A 14,805-nucleotide genomic window follows, 5' to 3' on the forward strand; every position below is an offset into this window, starting at 1 on the left:
AATTCATCCTACCGCCTCATCGGTCTGCTCATGACGAGTTCGCAATCTGCTGGACGGCCGTTGGTGAAGCACTTCAGGGTGCCTTCGAAAGTGCGTGTAATGAAAGCTCGGAAACTCCAGCCCCTAGACTTCCAATATAAGAGTCAAACGTAAAGTGTGACACCTCGGGAAGAGGTGCTTGGGTAGCTTGAGATTGAGGTAATAGAGCGCCCCGCGCTTGATCATGTAGGTCATGGGTGTGACACCAAAGTGTTACAGCGAAGTGTGACATTGCTAGCTACACCCCGTTTTCTGACTGCCCGTGCAGCGAGTCCGCACGGTAGATGTCCAGCAACCTCAAAAGCCTGAAACCCTTGCCCCGTAATGCCCGCAACGATTACCGAGCATGCTTGCATGCCACCTGGTCAGAGCCGGAAGGCAGCAGCCACAGCGGGAACATTGTGTGCCGGGGTGTGGCTGGTGGGGTTGCCTCCATAACGCTCCTCCTTGCAGTACCCCTCTGTTCCAAATCAAAATTTCTTGTTCAGTCATCTGCCGACCTGCATTGCGCAGTCGATGACGGCTGGACAACGCCAAGCCGCCTGCTAGCGTCAATCATGCAAATGACCCCAGTGCTGGAGTAGTGAAGAAGTGATGGCACTCAATTCCTGATTAAGGATGATTGCCATGACCAGCGTTCAAGGTTTGCTCCTTTCTATCAAGGCGTCCGTCGGTACATCAGGCAAGGCTGTTAACAACCCTGCCGACGTGCGCAACATTCAGCACCTGTTCAACCTGATCAAATCCGCGTCCGATCTACCCCTGGTGGAGGACGGGCTGTCCGGCCCCAAATTGGTCCAGCGTATTACCGCGTACCAGGTTGCTCGCTTGAAGGCTAAAAACCCGGATGGTGTGATTGATGCCAATGGCCAGACGTTCAAGAGCCTGGTTGAAGATGCAGGGAAGGCAGGCTCGGGAGGGCAGGCGCCAATCAAGGCTGGGGGCGATCAAAAGCAATGGCTCACAGAGGTCACGTGTGACGGTGGCGTGACCCTGACCGATGCGGATTTCAAAAACGCAGCCGCCGTGCTGGGTAACGGGATTTCCGTGAACCTGATCAAAGCGTTTGCCATCGTTGAGTCCGGCGGGCGTTCCGGGTTCGGCCCCGCCAAACTTCCCGTGATTGCGTTTGAAGGTCACACCTTCCGCAAGTACACCGGGCAACGGTATGACAAGGCTTACCCCTTGCTGTCGTACCCCTACCTGGTAAAAGCGGGCCCGCAATGGAAGGCTAACAACAAGGACCAGGCCACTGCATGGCGAACCCTGGCTGATGCGTTCAAGCTGGACCCGGAGGCTGCGCTGAAGTCAGCTTCCTACGGCATGTTTCAAATCATGGGCTTCAACTCTGGCGCCTGCGGATACAAGAATGTCACCGATTTTGTCGTCGCGATGAAGCTCAACGCCGGTGAGCAATTGAAGGCGTTTGTGGGTTTTTGCAGTAAGAATCCGGCTTTGATCAAAGCCATGAAAAACAAGGACTATGCGGGAATGGCACGTAACTATAACGGGGCAGATTTCGGCAACTACGACAAACGCATCCAGAAAGAATACGAGGCGCTTGAGAAGAAAAAATAGCGGTTACGCTATGAGTTGCCGTTTGTTGCTGCGCAGTGATAGCTGCCTCACAGCTATCACTGCATTTGCTGGACAACCCAAAACCAACTTGTTAGCTTCCGCCAGCCACTTGTTTCAGAGTATGACAGTGGTGCTGAGTTGATATTGAAGTGCTATCACCTCTTTAACTAACAAGGATGTCCGTCATGAAAAGCCTGCAAGGGTTACCCCGTCTTATCAGTGCTTCCGTTGGCGCGCCGGGTAAAGCACGCAACTTGCCCGCCGATGTTCAGTGCATCCAGTACTTATTTAATTTGATCATTCCCAAGATGGGTTTTCCGCTGGCCGAAAACGGCAAGTGCGACGGCCAGTTGGTGCAGTGCATCAGCCAGTATCAGTTCCGTCATCTAAAGTATGCGCACCCTGATGGCGTGATCGACCCCACTGGCCGCACCTTCAACAGCCTGATCGAAGAGGCGGTGAAGGTGCCGGTGAAAGCTTTTCCGACGATGCGCATTCCGAGCTTTCTCAACGTGTTTGGCAATAACAATGGCGACGCGGTGCAGGCCACGGTCAATGTGTACCTGGACCGTATGCGCGCGATGGTCGAGGCTGAGCGGCGCAACCGTCAGTTGATGCTGCAGGCCACGTGTGACGGGGGTATGACCCTTACCGATACCGATTTCCAGAACGCTGCCACACAATTGGGCAGCGGCATTTCGGTGAACATCATCAAGGCCTTCGCCACTGTGGAGTCTGGCGGGCGCTCAGGGTTTGGCCCGGCCAAATTGCCGGTGATCGCCTTTGAAGGGCACCTGTTTCGCAAGTACACCAAGCACATTTATGATCAGGCGCACCCGCTGCTGTCGTATCCCTATGTGAAAAAAGCCGGGCCGCAGTGGCAGGCCAACAACAAGGACCAGACCAAAGCCTGGGAAACCATGGCCACCGCCTTTGCGCTGGACCAGGAGGCGGCATTGATGTCGGCGTCCTGGGGTATGTTTCAGATCATGGGGTTCAACTTTACGTCGTGTGGTTACAAAACCGTGTTTGAGTTTGCGGCCGCATTAAAGGTTAATGCCGGCAATCAACTTAAAGCCTTCATTGGTTTTTGCAGCCAGAGCCCGGCTTTGATTAAAGCCATGAAAGATAAAGATTATGTCGCCATGGCGCGCAACTATAACGGCAAGGATTACGGCGACTATGACAACCGGATCAAAAAGGCCTACGAGGCACTTGAAGGGAAAAAATAAGATGACGCGTTTTCTGGCAGTGGGTGTGTTGTCGTTGTGCTCTATTGCGCCGGCATTCGCAGGCGAAACAACCTTGCATTCAGGCAAGTACGAAGGGTTGATGCTGGCGGTGACGCCGGAGCATCAGGTTGAAGGTTATTACGCTGAGGCGCTGGGCGAGGGCGTAACCCGCAGCTGTTCGTTTTACCTGCAAGGCGAGCCGCAAGCGCTGACCACCTGGCTGGATGAATCCTACCCCGGCAGTGTGGCGCCGTCGTCCGATGGCGTGACCTTGACCGTGGAGCAGGGCCGTCAGCACCCGGGCTGCATGAGCGTGTTGATGCCGGAAATCGCCACGGGCCTGGAACTGACCCAGACTGCCAAGGCGCAATGGATCGGCCTGGTGACCGTCTCGGCCGACAAGGCTTACCTGCGCAAGGAGCCTGGTTCCGATGTGGCCAAGCAGCCGTACATCGTCAAGGATGATGTGGTGGGGGTGCTGGCGTTCAAGGATGGCTGGGCTCACGTCGAGTTCACCAACGCCAAGGACCACACCTACACCGGCTGGATCGGCCGGGACGAGTACAGCCGCCTTTCTGCGCCTGCAGCGGCGAACTGAAGCCAACAAAAACGCCGCAACGTGTCAGCCACGTTGCGGCGTTTTTTTTGTGCCCGGAATCAGGCCTTGTTGCGGTTGAACAGCTTGCGGACCACGGCGACCAGCGCCACCACGCCGACCACCAGGAACTTCTTCATGGCCAGCAGGAAAATGCCGATCTTGGCGAACAACCCGGCCTTGGCGGCAATACCACCGGCCACCAGCGCAGCGAGGCCGTAGGCGGCGGCTTTATCGGTGCTTGGGTTGAAGTCGGTGTAGAGGTTGCCGTCGGTGAAGTTGGTAAACGCCAATACCTTGGGCAGTTCCTGCTTGATGGTCGCCAGGTCGCTCATGGCGGCAACGGCGTTGAGTTCCAGCACACCTTCACGGCCCAGCACGCGAATGCTGTAGTTGAGGGTGGTTTGCTGGGCGTCATCGGCTTTCAGCTCACGGGCCCAGTACATCTTGTGGGTGGCTTCGTCGTAGTGCGGCGGCTCGGCCCAGCCCAGCAGGTGCAGGCCTGAATAACCCTGCTTCTTGCGCTCGGCGTTGGAGGTTTCGTCTTCTTCCTGCATCTGCTTGAGCAGTTCGGCGTAGTCGATTTTCGCCGCATCGTCGTCGGAAATGTGCCCGTCATTCTTGTAGCTGACAATCACGCCCCAACCGCGTTCCGACAGCGGGCTGACCGCCTTCGGCACGATCATGCCCAGGGTTTTGAAGCCCGGCGGGTTGCCCCAGCCATCGGTGAGCAGGCGCTCGGTGTCGGCGGGGTTGAGGTAGTAGAACTCGTCGTTGAGTTTGAGGGTTGCAATGCCGGTGGGCAGGGTGACCGTGCCGGTTTGCTGCTTGAGCGAGGCAAGGAAGTGCTCAGGCGTTTCGGCGGGCGCACTGGCTTCAACAGGCGTTGGCGCAGGTGTGGAAGCGGCCAGGACCGGGGTGGCAGGCAGGCTCAAGGCGGCCGCCGCCATTAGGGCGCGGAAGTAATTCATGGTAGTCCCTTACATTTTGAATTAATTTCGCGGGAGGATAACTGAAATATAATGTTACCAGCTAGCCAAAAGTCTCCCGCAGCAGCCCGGCAAATGCGTCCCGCGCCAGGTGCCGCTGGGTGTCTTTGTGCCAGAACAGCAGGTTGTCGACGGCCTGCAGTTCCTCGAACCGATACGACGCCAGTTGATTGGCTTGTTCATAGCGCGCCAGGATGCCCTCCGGCGCCAACGCCACACCAATCCCGGCACTGACACAGCCGATGATCGTGCCCCAGCTGGCATAGCTGGCGATGCTCGGCTTGAAGTCGTGGGGCTTGACCCAGTTTTCCAGCGCCGCGCGGTAGGGGCAGCCGGGTGGCCATACCAGTAAAGTGCGCCCCGCCAAGTCACCGGCACTGTTGATGGGCTCACTGGACGCGCTGGCGATCAGCACCAGGCGCTCGCTGTAGACCACGCTGTGGTCAAGCTTGGCGCGTTTGCCGCCTGCCGCCACCAGGGCGACGTCAAGGCGGTGGTGTTGCACGTCATCAAGCAATTCGGCCCAGGCGCCGGTCACCAGCTCCAGGCTGACGTCGGGGTAACGCCGATGGTATTCGGCCAGCAGCGGCGGCAGGCGGCCACTGGCGCTGGACTCCACCGCGCCGATGCGCAGGGTGCCACGGGGAATGGCGCTGGCATCTACCGCGCGCTTGGATTCATCCACCAGCGCCAGGATGCGCTCGCAGTAATCGAGGAAGATTTCCCCGGCGGCACTGATCGCCAGCCCACGCCCCGCGCGGATAAACAGTGGCGTGCCCAACTCGCTTTCCAGCTGTTTGATGCGTGTGGTGATGTTGGACGGCACGCAGTGCAGTTGCAGCGCGGCCTGGGCCACGCTGCCGGTTTGCGCCACGGCTCGCACCATTTTCAGTTGGGCCAGTTCCATTGCTCAGTTCCAGTGATTTCAGAAGTCAGAAACGCTTAATTGTCCTGCGCCTTGCGTGGGCGAAGACTGACGGCACTCCTTCCCGGTTTCCGAGTGCCGTTGATGAATACCCCTTCACCTCTAAAGCTTACGCTAGTCATTGCCGGCGTCATCCTCTGCTGGGCGTATTCGCCGATTGGCGTGCACATGGGGCTGCACAGCTACAGCCCCGGCCAGTTGGCGTTGTTACGATTCCTGATTGCCTCGGTGTTCATGGGGGGCGTGGCGCTGGTGGCGGGTATCGGCCGGCCGCAGTTGCGCGATGCGCCGTGGCTGCTGGTGCTGGGTTTTTTCGGCGTTTTCCTGCATCACACCAGCCTGAATAACGGGCAGCAGTGGGTCACGGCCGCAGCGTCCAGTGTATTGGCGCAGTCGGCGCCGTTGTTCAGTGTGTTGATTGCGTTTTTCTGTTTGAAAGAGCGCGTCAGCCTGTGGCGCTGGAGTTGCGTGCTGCTTGGGTTGATCGGCGTGCTGGTGGTGATCTGGGGCGATCACGGCATGGGGGATATCGACCCGCGCGGTTTGCTGATCCTGCTGGCCGCACTGTCGTGGAGTGTGTACTTCGCCATCCAGAAGCACTACGCCCACCGTTACAGCCCGCTGACCATGGCGTGCTACATGGTCTGGTCCGGCACCCTGATGCTCTGCGTGAACTGGCCAGGCCTGCCGGCTGCCGTGATGCAGGCGCCGCTGCCGGAAAACCTGTCGGTGCTGGTGCTGGGGATATTCCCGAGCGCCCTGGCGTACCTGGCGTGGGGCTTTGTGTTGAAACACGTGGACGTCAGCCGCGCGTCGGTGGCGATGTACCTGATTCCACCGGTGGCCATGCTGATGGCCGCCACGCTGCTGGGCGAACACGTCACCGTGCAGGTGATGCTCGGCGCGGTGATCGTGCTGGCGAGCGTGGCGGCTATCAGCCTGGAAGGGCGCTGGCGGTCACTCGCTCAGGCTGAACGCGCGCAACCGGTGGCCGTCGAGGTCCTCGGCGACAAAGGTGTAGCCAAAGTCCAGAGTGGTCGGTGATTGAATGATCGTTGCGCCGCGCTCCACCCACAGGTCGTGCAATGCATCGATGGCGGCGTTGTCGGGCAGCGAGAAGCCGACTTCACCGCCGCCGCCAGTCATTTTCGCGGCGGGCTCCACGGTATGGCGCGACCACAGCCCCAGCTTCACGCCGTTGTCGAGGATGAACAGGGCGAACGTCGGGTTCAGTTCCACCGGCGGCTTGCCCAGCAGGCGGCTGTAGAAATTGGCACTGGTGGCCGGGCTATCAACGTACAGCAGAAAGTAATGGGCGACGGTGTTCATGCACGCTCCTTGAGAGCAGTGGGGGGGAGGTGCCCAGTCTAAAAGCCGGTGCTGTCAGTTTCTGTCAGGAGTGTGCAACGGGTAGGCACTTTCACCGGTGTAGAGTTTGATGAGGTCGTCGATCTCGCCCGACATCCTCATGCGCAGCAGCGTACGCAGTATTTGCTGCACCGGGACGTTCGGGTCGTTACGCACCATGCAGCCCAGGCTCTGCTCGTCGATTACGGCGACCTTGTGCAGTTTTTTTCCGGGTGGCAGGCCCAGGTTGAAGCGGTCCAGTATCCATTCATTGATGACGGCATACTTGAAGCGCCCGGCAACCAGCTTGTGCAGCACCAGGTCTTCGCTGCGCGAATCGTCGCGCGTGAGTTGGCCGCTGGCCAACAGTGGGTCAAGGATCGCATAGCGGTAGTTGAGCACTGTACCGATTGATTGCGCTGCCAGTGTCTCTACGTGCACCGGCTGTGGCGCCGTGTGGCGGCTGGCCATCACGTTGCGTTGCACCATGAGCGGCACGCTCCAGGTGTAGTCGCCGGACAAATCGTCGAGCCAGCCTTGGGCGACATAACAGCGCACATCGATGTCGCCGTGCTCCATGGCATTGGCGATGCGCGCCCGGGGCAGCACATGAAACTCGGCAGGGCGCCCAACCTGCGTGGCCAGGCTCAGCATCAGGTCATACAAGATGCCCTGGGTAGGCTGGTCGTCTTCCAGCTGGGCCATGGGCATCGCCCAGCTGTCGGAAACCGCGAAGCGCAACGGCGCAGGTGCCGCGAGGCAGGTGACGCAAATCATCCATAAAGCGCCCAGGACTACGCGCATACACTCTCCGGGTTCAGGCCTTTGCGGGGCCAACCACGTGAGCTTAGTCAGATTAGACGAGCGTGCCGGATGCAATTTCCCCCTTGCTCCGCTAGCATTACCGGCTTCCGCTTCCCAGTTGCGACGGTTTTCGATGAGTTATCAGGTTCTTGCACGTAAATGGCGTCCGCGCTCGTTCCGCGAAATGGTCGGCCAGACCCATGTGCTCAAGGCTCTGATCAATGCCTTGGACAGCCAACGGCTGCACCACGCCTACCTGTTCACCGGTACGCGGGGTGTGGGCAAGACCACCATTGCGCGCATCATTGCCAAATGCCTGAACTGTGAAACCGGTATCACTTCCACGCCTTGCGGCACCTGCTCGGTGTGTCGGGAAATCGACGAAGGGCGTTTTGTCGACCTGATCGAGATCGACGCCGCGAGCCGCACCAAGGTCGAAGACACCCGCGAGTTGCTCGACAACGTGCAGTACGCGCCGAGCCGCGGCCGCTTCAAGGTCTACCTGATCGACGAAGTGCACATGCTGTCCAGCCATTCCTTCAACGCCTTGTTGAAAACCCTGGAAGAGCCGCCGCCCTACGTCAAATTCATCCTGGCGACCACTGACCCGCAGAAACTTCCTGCAACGATTTTGTCGCGGTGCCTGCAGTTCTCCCTGAAAAACATGACCCCCGAGCGTGTGGTCGAGCATTTGACCCACGTGCTGGGCGTTGAAAACGTACCGTTTGAAGACGACGCGCTGTGGCTGCTCGGCCGCGCCGCCGATGGTTCGATGCGCGATGCCATGAGCCTCACCGACCAGGCCATCGCCTTCGGTGAAGGCAAGGTCATGGCCGCCGACGTGCGCGCCATGCTCGGCACCCTCGACCACGGCCAGGTGTTCGATGTGCTGCACGCGCTGATCGAAGGTGACGCCAAGGCATTGCTCGAGGCCGTGCGCCATCTGTCGGAGCAAGGCCCGGACTGGAACGGCGTGCTCTCGGAAATCCTCAACGTGCTGCACCGCGTCGCTATCGCCCAGGCCCTGCCTGAGGGTGTCGACAACGGCCATGGCGACCGCGACCGCGTGCTGGCCCTGGCCCAGGCGTTGCCCGCCGAAGATGTGCAGTTCTATTACCAGATGGGCTTGATCGGTCGCCGCGACCTGCCCCTGGCGCCGGACCCGCGCGGTGGCTTTGAAATGGTGCTGCTGCGAATGCTGGCCTTCCGGCCCGCGGACTCGGCAGACGCGCCGAGACAGCCGCTAAAGCCAGTGGGGATCAGCCAGGCCACAGTTGATTCCGCCAAACCAGTGGCTGGCGCGGCCGTGGTTGCGCCAGTGGTTGCTGTGCCTGTGCCTGCGCCGGTCGCGCCTGCGGCGCCTGAGCCAGTAATCGCCGCGCCTGCTGTCGAGCCGGAACCGGTCATAGAGCCTGAGCCGGTCGTGGATCTGCCATGGAATGATCCCGTCGAGGTTGAGGCCGACGTCGAGCTGCAACCCGCCGTGGAGCCCGTACTGGAAACCACCGGCGAACAGCCCGAACTCACGCCGATGCCCACGCCGACCCCGGACAGCGTGGTGCCGGATGCGCCTGAATGGGTCTCTGCGCCAGTTCCCGAGCCGACGGTTGCCCAGGTTGAGGCCGCGACGCCAGGCATCGACCTCGACGACGAGCCGCCGCTGGACGAAGACTACATCGAGCCGGACATGGATTCGGCGTACAGCTACCTGGACGACCTGGCCAGTGAACACACTGCCGAGCCGGCCCCGGAACCCGAGGCGGAACCCGCTGCGGCCCCGGCCACCGGGCTGGCCTTGCAATGGCTTGAGCTGTTCCCGAAACTGCCGATTTCCGGCATGACCGGCAGCATCGCCGCCAACTGCACCCTGATCTCGATTGAAGGCGACCACTGGCTGTTGCACCTGGACCCGGCCCACAGCGCCCTGTTCAACGCGACCCAGCAGCGCCGTCTCAATGATGCATTGAACCAGTACCATGAGCGCACGCTGACCATTGCCATCGAGCTGATCAAGCCCGAGCAGGAAACCCCGGCTCAGGCGGCGACCCGCCGACGCTTGCACCGGCAGCGCGACGCCGAGGATTCGATCCACGCCGACCCGCTCATCCAGCAAATGATGCAACAGTTCGGTGCGGTCGTGCGCCACGATACTATTGAACCTGTCGACGCCCCGGTGCCCCAAGCGTCATGACACCGGGCTATTAATTGATCCACGTACTTTTGAGGTGATTCCCATGATGAAAGGTGGCATGGCCGGCCTGATGAAGCAGGCGCAGCAGATGCAGGAAAAGATGGCCAAGATGCAGGAAGAACTGGCCAACGCCGAAGTCACCGGTAAAGCCGGTGGCGATATGGTCAGCGTGGTGATGACCGGTCGTCACGACATCAAGCGCGTGAGCATCGACCCAAGCGTATTGCCGGGTGTTGGCGAAGATGACCTGGAAATGCTCGAGGCGCTGTTCGCTGCGGCCGTCAACGACGCCGTGCGCAAGATTGAAGCCAATAGCCAGGAAAAAATGGGCGGCGTGACCGCCGGCATGCAACTGCCGCCAGGCATGAAACTGCCGTTCTGATCCGCTAGCCTTGGCTAGACTCCAATGCCAGGCCACGTGCCTGGCATTTTTGTTTGTGCCAATCCAATCGAACCCTGGCCTGCCTGGCAAGGTCTGCACCCTGTACCGATGAATTCGATAAAGGAGCCTTCTGATGCCTCAAGAACCTGTTCTTAACCAACGCATCGTCCTGGTTTCCCGCCCGCAAGGTGCGCCGACACCGGAAAACTTCCGTCTGGAACGCGTGAACCTGCCGGAGCTGGCAGACGGCCAGGTGCTGTTGAAAACCCTGTACCTGTCCCTCGACCCCTACATGCGTGGGCGCATGAGCGACGCGCCGTCCTACGCAGCGCCGGTGGAAATCGACGAGGTGATGACGGGCGGGGCTGTCAGCCGTATCGAGCAATCACGTAATCCGAAATTCACAGTGGGCGACCTGGTGGTTGGCGCCACCGGCTGGCAGAGCCATAGCATTTCTGACGGCCGCAACCTGATCCCGGTACCGAATGGCTTGGCCAGCCCGTCGATGGCGCTGGGCGTGCTCGGTATGCCCGGCATGACCGCGTATATGGGCCTGATGGACATCGGCCAGCCCCAGGCCGGGGAAACCCTGGTGGTGGCTGCAGCGTCCGGGGCCGTCGGCTCGGTGGTGGGGCAGGTGGCAAAACTCAAGGGCTTGCGGGTGGTGGGTATCGCCGGCGGCGCCGACAAATGCCGTTACGTAGTGGACGAGCTGGGCTTTGATGCCTGCATTGACCACAAGAGCCCCGACTTCGCCCATGAGCTGGCGCTGGCGTGCTTCAAAGGCGTGGACATCTATTTTGAAAACGTCGGCGGCAAGGTATTTGATGCAGTCGTGCCGTTGCTCAACCCCAAGGCACGGATTCCGCTGTGCGGGCTGATCGCGGGCTACAACGCCCATGAGGCCCCCGCCGGTCCGGATCGTTTACCGGCCTTGCAGCGTACTTTGTTGACCAAGCGCGTGCGCATCCAGGGTTTCATCGTGTTCGACGATTACGGCGATCGCCAGCCCGAATTCCTCAGTGCGATGGCGCCGTGGGTGCGCGACGGCAAGATCAAATTCCGCGAGGATGTGGTGGACGGCCTGGAGCAGGCGCCTGAAGCCTTTATCGGTTTGCTCGAAGGGCGCAACTTCGGCAAGTTGGTGGTACGCGTCGCACAGGATTGAGCATTTGACGCTAATCCGGGGCGCGGGTATAAACCGCGTCTCGTTGTTTTGTCGGACCTTTCCCCATGAGCTTCAGCCCTCTGATTCGCCAACTGATCGACGCCTTGCGCATTTTGCCGGGTGTAGGCCAGAAAACCGCCCAGCGCATGGCCCTGCAACTGCTGGAGCGTGACCGCAGCGGTGGCGCCCGGTTGGCCCAGGCCTTGAGCCAGGCCATGACGGGTGTGGGCCACTGTCGTCAATGCCGCACCCTCACCGAGGAAGAACTCTGCCCGCAATGCGCCGACCCGCGTCGCGACGACACATTGCTGTGTGTGGTGGAAGGGCCGATGGACGTGTACGCGGTGGAGCAGACCGGTTATCGCGGGCGCTACTTCGTCCTTAAGGGGCACTTGTCGCCGCTGGACGGCCTGGGGCCGGAAGCCATCGGCATTCCGCAACTGGTGGCGCGTATTGAAGAGCAGGGTTCGTTCACCGAAGTGATCCTGGCCACCAACCCGACGGTGGAAGGCGAAGCCACGGCGCATTACATCGCCCAGTTGCTGAGCAATAAAGGCCTGATCACCTCGCGAATTGCCCACGGCGTGCCGCTGGGTGGCGAGCTGGAGTTGGTGGATGGCGGGACGCTGGCGCATTCGTTTGCGGGCCGCAAGCCGATCGCTCTCTAACGGGCAACACAGTTACAAATGTGGGAGCGGGCTTGTGTGGGAGCCGGGCTTGCCCGCGATGCAGGCACCGAGGTCTATCAGGCAGACCGAGGTGATGCTATCGCAGGCAAGCCAGCTCCCACACAAGCCCGCTCCCACATTTGTTTTGCATTACCAGTGAGAACTTGATAACCAAGCAAGCGCTTGGTAAGTTCGCTCCACCTCTCTCTGTGGAGCTTGCCGATGTCTGCCTATCAGGACTACTTCGACCCCAGCCACCAATTGGTCCGCGACAGCGTGCGTCGTTTTGTCGAGCGCGAGATGTTGCCGGGTATCGAGCAGTGGGAAGAGTCAGGGCGCTTTCCCCGCGAGCTGTACCTCAAGGCTGGCGCGGCGGGCATTCTCGGCATCGGTTACCCCGAAAGCCTGGGCGGCAGCCATGAAGGCGACCTGTTCGCCAAGGTGGCCGCCAGCGAAGAACTGATGCGTTGCGGCTCCGGTGGCGTGGTGGCGGGGCTCGGTTCGCTGGATATCGGCCTGCCGCCGATCGTCAAATGGGCCCGCCCCGAGGTGCGCGAGCGTGTGGCGCCGCAGGTATTGGCTGGCGAAAAGATCAGCGCGCTGGCGGTCACCGAGCCCAGCGGTGGTTCCGATGTGGCCAACCTGCAAACCCGCGCTGTGCGTGACGGTGACCATTACCGCGTCAGCGGCAGCAAAACCTTTATCACCAGCGGTATCCGCGCCGACTTCTACACGGTGGCCGTGCGCACCGGCGGGCCGGGGTTTGGCGGCATCAGCCTGTTGCTCATCGAAAAAGATACCCCGGGCTTCACTGTGGGCCAGCCCCTGAAGAAAATGGGCTGGTGGGCGTCGGACACGGCTGAGTTGTTCTTTGACGATTGCCGGGTGCCCGTGGGTAATTTGATCGGCGCCGAGAACATGGGCTTTGCCTGCATCATGGGTAACTTCCAGAGCGAGCGCCTGGCCCTGGCCTTGATGGCCAACATGACCGCGCAACTCGCGCTGGAGGAAAGCCTGAAGTGGGCAGCCGAGCGCGAGGCGTTCGGCAAACCTATCGGCAAATTCCAGGTGCTCAAACATCGCCTGGCGGAAATGGCCACGGCGGTGGAAGTGTCGCGGGAGTTCACCTATCGCCAGGCCGCGAAGATGGCGGCGGGCAAGAGCGTGATCAAGGAGATTTCCATGGCCAAGAACCTGGCGACCGACACGGCTGATCGCGTGACGTATGACGCGGTGCAGATTCTCGGCGGCCAAGGGTATATGCGCGGCAGCCTGGTGGAGCGGTTGTATCGGGACAACCGCATTCTGTCGATTGGCGGGGGGACGCGGGAGGTGATGAATGAAATCATCAGCAAGCAGATGGGGTTGTGATCTTGGGTGTTCTTTCGGGCGCTATCGCAGGCAAGCCAGCTCCCACATTTTTGATTTGTGAATACATTCAAAGGTGGGAGCTGGCTTGCCTGCGATGAGGCCGGTTCAGGCGACTGTCATTTTTCAGTCAACCCGAATTGCGTCAGGCAAAACGTCGGTATGCCCATATCTTCCAGGCGCTGCGACCCACCCAGCTCCGGCAAATCAATAATCGCCGCCGCTTCAAAAATCTTCGCGCCCATGCGCCGCACCAGGTTCGCCGCAGCGATCAGGGTGCCGCCGGTCGCAATCAGGTCATCGAACATCAGCACCGAGTCGCCTTCGCACAGGCTGTCGGCGTGTACTTCGAGAAACGCTTCGCCGTACTCGGTCTGGTAACCTTCGGCCAGCACGTCAGCCGGTAATTTGCCCTGTTTGCGGAACAGGATCAGCGGCTTGTTCAACTGGTAGGCGATGATCGAACCGATCAGGAAACCCCGCGCGTCCATCGCGCCGATATGGCTGAAGTCGGCTTCGACATAGCGGTGGGCGAAACTGTCGGCCACCAGGCGCAGCGCGCGGGGCGACTGGAACAGTGGCGTGATGTCGCGAAAGATCACCCCAGGCTTGGGGAAGTCGATGACAGGGCGGATCAGGGATTTGATGTCGAACGAATCGAAGGTCATCGTCGAAGAGTCCTGGGGCTGAAAACGGACTCGAAGTATACCTGCGGCCTCGCCGGTTGGCGCGGCCGCAAGCGTCTGGATCAGCTGTCGAGGGTGCCGCCCGCCAATGCACACAGCTGGATCGGGTCGAGGATATGCACCTCTTTGCCTTCGGCGGCAATCAGCGCGTTCTGCTGGAAGCGGGTGAACACGCGGGACACGGTTTCCACCGCGAGGCCCAGGTAGTTGCCGATTTCATTGCGCGACATGCTCAGGCGGAACTGGTTGGCCGAGAACCCCCGCGCACGAAAGCGTGCCGACAGGTTGACGAGGAACGTGGCAATGCGTTCGTCGGCGGTTTTCTTCGACAGCAGCAGCATCATCTGTTGGTCGTCGCGAATTTCACGGCTCATTACGCGCATCAACTGGCGACGCAGCTGTGGCAGTTGCAGGGCCAATTCATCCAGGCGCTCGAAGGGGATTTCACAAACAGAGGTCGTCTCCAGGGCCTGGGCCGACACCGGGTGAATCTCGGTGTCCATGCCGGACAGCCCGACCAACTCGCTGGGCAGGTGGAAACCGGTGATCTGCTCTTCGCCGCTGTCGCTCAGGCTGAACGTCTTCAACGCCCCTGAACGGACTGCATAAACGGAGTCAAACTTGTCGCCCTGACGAAACAGAAACTCGCCTTTTTTCAGTGGGCGGCCGCGTTTAACGATGTCGTCCAGCGCATCCATGTCTTCCAGATTCAACGAAAGTGGCAGGCAGAGGGGGGCCAGGCTGCAATCCTTGCAATGAGCCTGGCTGTGAGCGCGCAGTTTGACTGGCTCGGACATTTCTTAAATCCTTGTGGGAAAACACACATAAGACGT

At 60.4% G+C, this 14,805-nt stretch carries 15 protein-coding genes; 9 read left to right on the forward strand and 6 right to left on the reverse strand.

The window, feature by feature from the left end:
* The first annotated feature begins 666 nt into the window (after positions 1–666).
* The 3 genes from AB4P94_RS14505 to AB4P94_RS14515 all read left to right on the forward strand — a co-directional run bounded on the left by AB4P94_RS14505 (position 667) and on the right by AB4P94_RS14515 (position 3,447).
* On the forward strand, positions 667–1,617 hold the full coding sequence (locus AB4P94_RS14505) for an N-acetylmuramidase family protein (RefSeq protein ID WP_395611094.1): 951 nt from the start codon (positions 667–669) through the stop codon (positions 1,615–1,617).
* A gap of 185 nt (positions 1,618–1,802) precedes the next feature.
* A complete protein-coding gene (locus AB4P94_RS14510; RefSeq protein ID WP_016973187.1) occupies positions 1,803–2,849 on the forward strand; it encodes an N-acetylmuramidase family protein in 1,047 nt (348 codons plus the stop codon).
* Between the two features lies 1 nt (position 2,850).
* Positions 2,851–3,447, forward strand: coding sequence for a hypothetical protein (locus AB4P94_RS14515; protein WP_395611095.1), 597 nt, complete (start codon positions 2,851–2,853; stop codon positions 3,445–3,447).
* Positions 3,448–3,506: 59 nt separating this feature from the next.
* Here the strand turns inward: AB4P94_RS14515 and AB4P94_RS14520 are convergent, their stop codons facing one another.
* Positions 3,507–4,415: a DUF2167 domain-containing protein gene (locus AB4P94_RS14520; RefSeq protein ID WP_395611096.1), complete on the reverse strand. Its 909-nt coding sequence runs from the start codon at positions 4,413–4,415 to the stop codon at positions 3,507–3,509.
* A 61-nt stretch (positions 4,416–4,476) separates the two neighbouring features.
* Positions 4,477–5,340, reverse strand: a complete 864-nt coding sequence (locus tag AB4P94_RS14525; protein WP_395611097.1) for a LysR family transcriptional regulator — start codon at positions 5,338–5,340, stop codon at positions 4,477–4,479.
* 102 nt (positions 5,341–5,442) lie between these two features.
* Between AB4P94_RS14525 and AB4P94_RS14530 the strand changes: the two genes are divergently transcribed.
* A complete protein-coding gene (locus AB4P94_RS14530) occupies positions 5,443–6,402 on the forward strand; it encodes a DMT family transporter (RefSeq protein WP_395611098.1) in 960 nt (319 codons plus the stop codon).
* Here AB4P94_RS14530 and AB4P94_RS14535 read toward each other — a convergent pair.
* Both AB4P94_RS14535 and AB4P94_RS14540 read right to left on the reverse strand, forming a co-directional pair.
* On the reverse strand, positions 6,316–6,687 hold the full coding sequence (locus AB4P94_RS14535) for a VOC family protein (RefSeq protein WP_395611099.1): 372 nt from the start codon (positions 6,685–6,687) through the stop codon (positions 6,316–6,318). The genes AB4P94_RS14530 and AB4P94_RS14535 overlap by 87 nt on opposite strands.
* Before the next feature lie 54 nt (positions 6,688–6,741).
* Entirely contained in the window at positions 6,742–7,509 is a 768-nt protein-coding gene (locus tag AB4P94_RS14540) for a substrate-binding periplasmic protein (RefSeq protein ID WP_395611100.1), read from the reverse strand.
* Positions 7,510–7,642: 133 nt separating this feature from the next.
* On the opposite strand from AB4P94_RS14540, the gene dnaX reads away from it, so the two are divergent.
* The 5 genes from dnaX to AB4P94_RS14565 all read left to right on the forward strand — a co-directional run bounded on the left by dnaX (position 7,643) and on the right by AB4P94_RS14565 (position 13,289).
* Positions 7,643–9,700: a DNA polymerase III subunit gamma/tau gene (gene dnaX, locus AB4P94_RS14545; RefSeq protein WP_395611101.1), complete on the forward strand. Its 2,058-nt coding sequence runs from the start codon at positions 7,643–7,645 to the stop codon at positions 9,698–9,700.
* A gap of 43 nt (positions 9,701–9,743) precedes the next feature.
* Positions 9,744–10,082 carry a YbaB/EbfC family nucleoid-associated protein gene (locus AB4P94_RS14550; RefSeq protein WP_003175481.1) on the forward strand — a complete coding sequence of 113 codons (339 nt, stop codon included), beginning with the start codon at positions 9,744–9,746 and terminating at the stop codon, positions 10,080–10,082.
* Between the two features lie 133 nt (positions 10,083–10,215).
* Positions 10,216–11,250 (forward strand): NADP-dependent oxidoreductase, encoded by a 1,035-nt coding sequence (locus AB4P94_RS14555; protein ID WP_395611102.1) that lies wholly within the window; start codon positions 10,216–10,218, stop codon positions 11,248–11,250.
* Between the two features lie 65 nt (positions 11,251–11,315).
* Positions 11,316–11,918 carry a recombination mediator RecR gene (gene recR, locus AB4P94_RS14560; RefSeq protein WP_395611103.1) on the forward strand — a complete coding sequence of 201 codons (603 nt, stop codon included), beginning with the start codon at positions 11,316–11,318 and terminating at the stop codon, positions 11,916–11,918.
* A gap of 222 nt (positions 11,919–12,140) precedes the next feature.
* Positions 12,141–13,289, forward strand: a complete 1,149-nt coding sequence (locus AB4P94_RS14565) for an acyl-CoA dehydrogenase family protein (protein WP_395611104.1) — start codon at positions 12,141–12,143, stop codon at positions 13,287–13,289.
* A gap of 116 nt (positions 13,290–13,405) precedes the next feature.
* Here AB4P94_RS14565 and AB4P94_RS14570 read toward each other — a convergent pair whose 3' ends face one another.
* Both AB4P94_RS14570 and fnr read right to left on the reverse strand, forming a co-directional pair.
* Positions 13,406–13,954 (reverse strand): adenine phosphoribosyltransferase, encoded by a 549-nt coding sequence (locus tag AB4P94_RS14570; RefSeq protein ID WP_395611105.1) that lies wholly within the window; start codon positions 13,952–13,954, stop codon positions 13,406–13,408.
* A gap of 80 nt (positions 13,955–14,034) precedes the next feature.
* Positions 14,035–14,769, reverse strand: a complete 735-nt coding sequence (fnr, locus tag AB4P94_RS14575; protein WP_078738515.1) for a fumarate/nitrate reduction transcriptional regulator Fnr — start codon at positions 14,767–14,769, stop codon at positions 14,035–14,037.
* Between the last annotated feature and the right edge of the window lie 36 nt (positions 14,770–14,805).

Source organism: Pseudomonas sp. B22129, from assembly GCF_044218875.1.
Taxonomy (GTDB): domain Bacteria; phylum Pseudomonadota; class Gammaproteobacteria; order Pseudomonadales; family Pseudomonadaceae; genus Aquipseudomonas.

Coding starts and splice junctions, on each gene's coding strand:
- AB4P94_RS14535 (WP_395611099.1), bottom strand. CDS start 6,687: ATGAACACCGTCGCCCATTACTTTCTGCTGTACGTTGATAGCCCGGCC.
- AB4P94_RS14550 (WP_003175481.1), top strand. CDS start 9,744: ATGATGAAAGGTGGCATGGCCGGCCTGATGAAGCAGGCGCAGCAGATG.
- recR (WP_395611103.1), top strand. CDS start 11,316: ATGAGCTTCAGCCCTCTGATTCGCCAACTGATCGACGCCTTGCGCATT.
- AB4P94_RS14515 (WP_395611095.1), top strand. CDS start 2,851: ATGACGCGTTTTCTGGCAGTGGGTGTGTTGTCGTTGTGCTCTATTGCG.
- AB4P94_RS14540 (WP_395611100.1), bottom strand. CDS start 7,509: ATGCGCGTAGTCCTGGGCGCTTTATGGATGATTTGCGTCACCTGCCTC.
- AB4P94_RS14555 (WP_395611102.1), top strand. CDS start 10,216: ATGCCTCAAGAACCTGTTCTTAACCAACGCATCGTCCTGGTTTCCCGC.
- AB4P94_RS14565 (WP_395611104.1), top strand. CDS start 12,141: ATGTCTGCCTATCAGGACTACTTCGACCCCAGCCACCAATTGGTCCGC.
- dnaX (WP_395611101.1), top strand. CDS start 7,643: ATGAGTTATCAGGTTCTTGCACGTAAATGGCGTCCGCGCTCGTTCCGC.
- AB4P94_RS14525 (WP_395611097.1), bottom strand. CDS start 5,340: ATGGAACTGGCCCAACTGAAAATGGTGCGAGCCGTGGCGCAAACCGGC.
- AB4P94_RS14510 (WP_016973187.1), top strand. CDS start 1,803: ATGAAAAGCCTGCAAGGGTTACCCCGTCTTATCAGTGCTTCCGTTGGC.
- fnr (WP_078738515.1), bottom strand. CDS start 14,769: ATGTCCGAGCCAGTCAAACTGCGCGCTCACAGCCAGGCTCATTGCAAG.
- AB4P94_RS14530 (WP_395611098.1), top strand. CDS start 5,443: ATGAATACCCCTTCACCTCTAAAGCTTACGCTAGTCATTGCCGGCGTC.
- AB4P94_RS14520 (WP_395611096.1), bottom strand. CDS start 4,415: ATGAATTACTTCCGCGCCCTAATGGCGGCGGCCGCCTTGAGCCTGCCT.
- AB4P94_RS14570 (WP_395611105.1), bottom strand. CDS start 13,954: ATGACCTTCGATTCGTTCGACATCAAATCCCTGATCCGCCCTGTCATC.
- AB4P94_RS14505 (WP_395611094.1), top strand. CDS start 667: ATGACCAGCGTTCAAGGTTTGCTCCTTTCTATCAAGGCGTCCGTCGGT.